This window comes from Roseiarcus sp., assembly GCF_052145395.1.
Classification (GTDB): domain Bacteria; phylum Pseudomonadota; class Alphaproteobacteria; order Rhizobiales; family Beijerinckiaceae; genus Roseiarcus.
The window spans coordinates 1-6196 of sequence record NZ_JBKQOT010000454.1 but is presented as its reverse complement, the minus strand read 5'-3'; the positions used below and the strand labels follow the sequence as shown (position 1 = coordinate 6196).

Annotated in this window: 5 protein-coding genes; 4 read left to right on the top strand and 1 reads right to left on the bottom strand. The window is 63.8% G+C overall.

Annotation, left to right across the window (positions count from 1 at the left end; genetic code table 11):
* Nucleotides 1-72 precede the first annotated feature (72 nt).
* From ACLP25_RS15460 to ACLP25_RS15445, 4 genes are all read left to right on the top strand, one after another.
* The gene (locus ACLP25_RS15460) at nucleotides 73-1326 is read left to right on the top strand and encodes a M24 family metallopeptidase (protein WP_442470073.1); all 1254 of its coding nucleotides are present in this window, start codon (nucleotides 73-75) and stop codon (nucleotides 1324-1326) included.
* A 12-nt stretch (nucleotides 1327-1338) separates the two neighbouring features.
* Complete coding sequence (locus ACLP25_RS15455) at nucleotides 1339-2517, top strand: CobW family GTP-binding protein (RefSeq protein ID WP_442470072.1); 1179 nt, start codon at nucleotides 1339-1341, stop codon at nucleotides 2515-2517.
* On the top strand, nucleotides 2514-3947 hold the full coding sequence (gene lpdA / locus ACLP25_RS15450; RefSeq protein ID WP_442470071.1) for a dihydrolipoyl dehydrogenase: 1434 nt from the start codon (nucleotides 2514-2516) through the stop codon (nucleotides 3945-3947). Before ACLP25_RS15455 ends, lpdA begins: the two co-directional genes overlap by 4 nt.
* An 88-nt stretch (nucleotides 3948-4035) precedes the next feature.
* Nucleotides 4036-5475, top strand: coding sequence for an NAD-dependent succinate-semialdehyde dehydrogenase (locus ACLP25_RS15445; protein ID WP_442470074.1), 1440 nt, complete (start codon nucleotides 4036-4038; stop codon nucleotides 5473-5475).
* Nucleotides 5476-5744: 269 nt separating this feature from the next.
* Here the strand turns inward: ACLP25_RS15445 and ACLP25_RS15440 are convergent, their stop codons facing one another.
* Nucleotides 5745-6011, bottom strand: coding sequence for a hypothetical protein (locus ACLP25_RS15440; protein WP_442470070.1), 267 nt, complete (start codon nucleotides 6009-6011; stop codon nucleotides 5745-5747).
* Nucleotides 6012-6196 lie beyond the last annotated feature (185 nt).

Here is a 6196-nt window from a genome sequence, read left to right as displayed (position 1 = left end):
ACTGGGCCGAGGAATTTTCATCAATCCGTTGACGGCGCGCGCCGTCGACCCGCAGGATTAGAGGGAGGACCCATGAAATACAACAGTCCGCATTCGACCGCCGCTTGGGGCATGATGGCCAAAGACTGGGAGCAGGGGGTCGACTATCATCGACTCTCGGTTGAGCGGCTAAAGCGCGCGCAGGACGCGATCCGCTATGCGGGGCTCGGCGGCGTGCTCTGCTTCAATTTTGACAACATCCGCTATGTCACGGCCACGCATATCGGCGAATGGGCGCGCGACAAGTTCTTCCGCTATGCGCTTTGCCCCGCCGAAGGAAAGCCGTTCCTCTGGGATCCGGCCCCGCCCGCCAAGCGGATTTCATCGCCCTGGATTTCGGACAACGTGGCCGCCCCCATCACGACGATGCAGGGCGCGATCCCTCCGTCGATGAACGTGCAGCACGACTTCGCGAAACAAATTAAGAATGCGCTCGTGCATTACGGCATCGACAAGGAGCCGCTCGGCATCGACATGATGGAGATCGGCATGCTGAGGGCTCTTGAGGCCGAGGGCATCGAAGTCGTCGACGGCCAGCAGGCTCTGCTCGATGCGCGTGAAATCAAGACCGGGGACGAGATCGAATTGCTCAAGGTGGCCGCGTCAATGGTCGACGCGACCTATGTCGACATCGTCCGCGCGATCAGGCCCGGAACCAAGGAGAACGAACTCGTTGCGATCGCCAACGACCGGTTGTTCCGCATGGGCGCCGAGCGGGTCGAATGCGTGAACTCCGTGTCGGGCCGTCGCGGCCGGCCCCATTCGCATACCTTCTCCGATCGCATGCTCCAGCCGGGCGACATGATCTTCCTCGACATCATGCATTCGTTCAACGGCTACCGCACCTGCTATTACCGCACCTTCATTTGCGGCGAGCCGAACAAGCATCAGATCGACGCTTACGAGACCGCTTCGAAGTGGATCAGCGCCTCGATAGACATGATCCGCCCGGGCGTCACGCCCGACGAGGTCGCGTCTGTCTGGCCGGACGCGCAGGAATTCGGATACCGAGACGAGGCCGAGGCGTTCCTGCTGCAATACGGTCACGGCGTCGGGCTGTCGCTGTGGGAGCGCCCCATCTTCTCCAAGCGCTTCCGGGGCCAGAACCGCCCGCTCGTCGAAGGCATGGTGTTTGCGCTCGAGACATGGAAGGGCGCGGACGACGGTTCCGGCGCCGCGCGGATCGAGGAGGAGGTGGTCGTCACCAAGGACGGCTGTGAGATCATCACCAACTTCCCCTCGGACCGCTTGATTTCGTGTGGCCTTCCGGGTTGCGAAGTGTTCTGATCGAGGACGTCCATGTCGGTTGACATCCTGGCCGCCGGAACAAAGAGCCGGATCCCCGTGACCCTCGTCACGGGGTTTCTCGGAAGCGGGAAGACGACATTCATCAACGCCGCGCTGCGTTCGCCCGAACTTGCGAAGAGTCTCGTGGTGGTCAACGAGTTCGGCGAGGTCGGCCTCGACCACCAGCTCTTCGCCAAAAGCTCGGACTCGGTCGTCGTCCTCGAGAACGGCTGCCTCTGCTGCACAGTTCGAAGCGACCTTGTCGGCACGCTGAACTCGATGTACCACGCGCGCCAGGCTGCGGAGATCCCGACGTTCGACAACGTCGTGATCGAGACGTCCGGGCTTGCCGAGCCTGGCCCGGTGCTTCAGGCGTTCCTTTCGGAGCCGACCTTAGACGGGCTCTATCGCGTCGCGAGCGTCGTGACTCTGGTCGACGCGGTCAACTGGGCCGGAACGTCGGAGGCCCATCAGGAATCCGTTCGCCAGGTTGCGCTGGCGGATCGGATCCGAATCACGAAGCTCGACATGGTCACGGGCGACAGGCAAAACAGCGCCTCGCGACTCCGCCTCGAGCTCCGCCAGATCAATCCGTCGGCCGAGATCGCGGACGTCGACTGGTCGTCGGAGGAAGTTGCTAGACTTCTGACGTCTCCGGGTTTCGACACAGCCGACCCCGAGGCGGATCCTCGTCCGTGGCTCAACGTCCTCGCCTATCAGGAGTCCGCTCACGACCACGACTCCTGCGGCCACGATCACGACCACCACGAACACGGTCAGGCAGACCATGCGCACGCGAGCCATCTCGAGGGCAGGGGAATCGAGAATTTCGTGCTCACCCGCGAAAGCCCCCTCACGCGCGAGGAAGCCCAATTCCTGCTGGACGGGATCGCGCAGAACCTCGGACCGGGGCTTCTGCGCGTCAAGGGACTCGTAAACATTGCCGAGGAGCCCGGACGGCCGGCGGTGATCCAGGGCGCTCAGCACCTCCTGCATACAATGACCTGGCTCGACCGTTGGCCCGACAACGACCGACAGACGCGCATCGTCTTCATCACCCAGAACATTCCGAGAGACAGTCTCAAGGACATCATCGACCTGCTCGATCGCGTCAGCGCCCGGACATTCAAGGCGCGAGCCCGCGGCCGGAAGGCGCACGAAGCCGCAAGAGCGGCCACGCAGATCGAATGAAATACGACGTCATCATCATCGGGTCTGGACCCGGCGGCTACGTCGCTGCGATACGCGCGGCGCAACTCGGGCTCAAGACCGCTGTTGTGGAGCGGGAGCACCTCGGCGGCGTCTGCCTGAATTGGGGGTGCATCCCCACGAAAGCGCTGTTGCGTTCCGCGGAGGTCTTCAGCCTCCTGCGGCATGCCGAGGATTACGGTCTCGCCGCGGACAACGTGAGGTTCGACGCGGGATCGGTCGTCCAGCGTTCGCGAGACGTCGCGGCGCGCCTGAGCCGGGGGGTCGAGGGGCTCCTCAAGAAGAACAGGGTTGAGGTGATCTGGGGTGAGGCCCGATTGTCGGCGCCCGGCCGGGTGACGGTGTCCGACCTGGCGCGACGGCCGAACCGGCCGATCTCTGGCAAGCCGGACGGCGTTCTGGGCCCGGGCGACTATTTCGCGGACCATGTCGTGATCGCGACCGGCGCGCGCCCACGCCGGCTGCCGGGTCTAGAGCCGGACAGCGACCACGTATGGACCTACATCGAGGCGATGACCCCGAAACGCATCCCCGACAGCGTGCTCGTCGTCGGCGCCAGCGCGATCGGCGTCGAGTTCGCGTCCTTCTACGGCGACCTCGGATCGAAGGTCGTCGTCGTCGAGATGCTGACGCAGATCCTGCCCGCGGAGGACGACGAGATCGCCAAATTCGCCCGCGCGCAGTTCGAGAGACAGGGGATTGCGATCCGCACCGGCGCAAGAGTCGTCAACGCCAAACCCGCATCCGACGGGAGGCTCGTCGCGACGATCGAAGCCAGCGGCGCGTCGGAGGACGTTGCCGTCGACGCGATCATCGTCGCCGCAGGCGTTCAGGGGAATGTTGAAGACCTGGGACTTACGGACCTGGGCGTCGCAATGGAACGAGGCTGCATCGCCGTGGACGGAGGCGGTCGGACCAACGTTCAGGGCGTCTATGCGATCGGCGATGTCGCCGGTCCGCCGATGCTTGCGCACAAGGCGGAGCACGAGGCAGTGATTTGCGCCGAGGCCATAGGCGGACTTCAGAGCCATCCTCTCGACCGGCTTCGGATTCCGAGCTGCACCTACAGTCGGCCGCAGATCGCGAGCGTGGGCCTAACCGAGGCGAAGGCGAGGACTGCCGGCTACAACGTGCGGGTCGGGCGGTTTCCTTACGCCGGAAATGGCAAGGCGATCGCCCTCGGGGAAGACCGGGGGCTGGTGAAAACGATCTTCGACGCGGGCGACGGAAAGCTGCTCGGCGCGCACATGGTCGGCGCGGAGGTTACGGAACTCATCCAGGGGTTCGTGATCGCGATGAACCTCGAGACGACAGAAGACGAGTTGATGCACGCCGTGTTTCCGCATCCGACGCTGTCCGAAACGATGCACGAGAGCGTCATGGACGCCTACGGCCGGGCGATACACAAGTAGATCCCGGAAAAAGGTCCTAGCCTGAGGCGCCGCGCGAGCGGTTGCCACGCTTGGTGGTTGCTGCTGAGGAGACTTGCCTGTGACATCGTTGACGCTCAAGGACGGAAAGCTCCTTAAGGACCGGTGCTACTTGGCCGGCGAATGGATCGGCGGTTCAGCCACGATCCCAGTCGCCAATCCCGTGGACGACAGCGTGATCGGCCATGTGCCGAAGCTCGGCGCGCCGGAGACCCGCGAGGCTATCGAGGCCGCCGAGAAGGCGCAGAAGCTGTGGGCGAAGAAAACGGCCACGCAGCGAGCGGCGATCCTGCGCAAATGGTTCGAGCTCATGATGGAAAACGAGGAGGATCTCGCTCGCATCATGACCGCGGAACAAGGCAAGCCTCTTGCGGAGTCGCGCGGAGAGATCGCCTACGGCGCGTCTTTTATCGAGTTCTTCGCGGAGGAGGGCAAGCGCATCTACGGCGAGACGATCCCGTCGCCCTGGCCGACGTCGAGGATGGTCGTCATCAAACAGCCGCTGGGGGTCGTCGCGGCAATCACGCCGTGGAACTTCCCGAACGCGATGATCACGCGCAAGGCCGGCCCGGCGCTCGCCGCGGGCTGCGCTTTCGTCTGCAAGCCAGCCACCGAGACGCCGCTCTCGGCGCTCGCGCTCGCAGAGCTCGCCGAGCGCGCAGGCATTCCTCCCGGAGTCTTCTCCGTCCTAACGGGCCCCTCGCGCGAGATCGGCGGCGAGATGACGTCGAACCCGATCGTTCGAGGACTGACCTTTACGGGCTCGACCGTGGTGGGGCGCATGCTGATGGCGCAATGCGCTCCGACGATCAAGAAACTCGGCCTCGAACTCGGCGGGAACGCGCCGTTCATCGTGTTCGACGACGCGAATCTCGATGCAGCCGTGAAGGGAGCGATGGCCTCGAAGTACCGCAACGCCGGCCAGACCTGCGTCTGCGCCAACCGTCTTCTGGTGCAGAACAGGGTCTACGACGCCTTCGCGGCGAAGCTCGCGGAGGCGGTCAAGGCGCTGAAAGTCGGCAACGGCGTCGACGCCGGGGTTACGACCGGCCCGCTGATCAATCGCGCCGCCGTCGCCAAAGTCGAGGAGCACATCGCCGACGCCGTGTCGAAGGGCGCCAGGATCGTGGCGGGCGGAAAGAGCCTCGGCGGCAATTTCTTCGAGCCGACGCTTTTGCGGGACGTGACGCCGAACATGGCCGTCGCGCGCGAGGAAACCTTCGGTCCGGTCGCGCCGCTGTTCCGCTTTTCATCCGAGGAAGAAGCCATCGAGATGGCGAACGCGACGGAATTCGGCCTCGCCTGCTACTTCTATGCGCGCGACATCGGGCGGGTTTGGCGCGTGGCGGAGGGCCTCGAATACGGTATGGTCGGCATAAACGAGGGCATCATCTCGACAGCTGAGGCCCCGTTCGGCGGCGTAAAGGAAAGCGGAATCGGGCGCGAAGGCTCGCATCACGGCGTCGAGGAATATCTGGAATTGAAATATATTCTGATGGGCGGACTATAGGTGTCCCGTTCTATTGAGGACTGCGATCGTCGTACGTTGTGTAGGCCTGCGCCAGAATGCGGACGCCCTCGAACAAATACTTGTAGGTCGCACCAATAGCGACGGACGGCCAGGGCAGTCCGCCTTCGTTTCCATCCTTTCGAACCCGGTCGGACACCTCCCTCTGCGCGTGGCGCTCTATTCGCGCGTCGCGGTCCGAACGGCCGCCGTCCATCCGTGGCATTCTTCCTTTCCTCCCGCAAAACATCGGTGATCTATTCTTGAATGCCTCAGCAAAACACGCTCCTGACCAAAATGCAATTGACCCATTCAAGAGCGATGCGACGCGGAGAAGCGCCGGCGTCGTGCGCCAGCCTCCAGTGATCGATGAGCGCGAAAGCCATGAGCAAAGACAGTACGACGAAGGCGAACCGGAAAGGGGCCAGCGCATGAACCGGCTCGAACGGCAGTCCCCCGAGCATTATCGCCGCGGCGCCGAGTCCGACCCCGAAGGCCATGCTGGCCTGAAACGACACGCTGAAGATGAGGTTGGCCATCGACATCTCATTCTGAGGGACTTCGGAAAAAGGCAAGGTATTGAGCGACGTGAAATGCATCGAGCGCGCCGGACACGCAAAGGAGCGCCGCGATGAGGAACGAGGGCGTCTCCGGCCCAAGCAGCGCGCAGCCTAGCAGCGTTGAGATCTGCAGCACGGCGTTGACGATCACGACGGCCGGAACC

What these genes read in the sequence shown, in the direction of transcription:
- ACLP25_RS15460 (WP_442470073.1), top strand. Translation starts at nt 73, where the DNA reads ATGAAATACAACAGTCCGCATTCGACCGCCGCTTGGGGCATGATGGCC.
- ACLP25_RS15440 (WP_442470070.1), bottom strand. Translation starts at nt 6,011, where the DNA reads ATGGCCAACCTCATCTTCAGCGTGTCGTTTCAGGCCAGCATGGCCTTC.
- lpdA (WP_442470071.1), top strand. Translation starts at nt 2,514, where the DNA reads ATGAAATACGACGTCATCATCATCGGGTCTGGACCCGGCGGCTACGTC.
- ACLP25_RS15455 (WP_442470072.1), top strand. Translation starts at nt 1,339, where the DNA reads ATGTCGGTTGACATCCTGGCCGCCGGAACAAAGAGCCGGATCCCCGTG.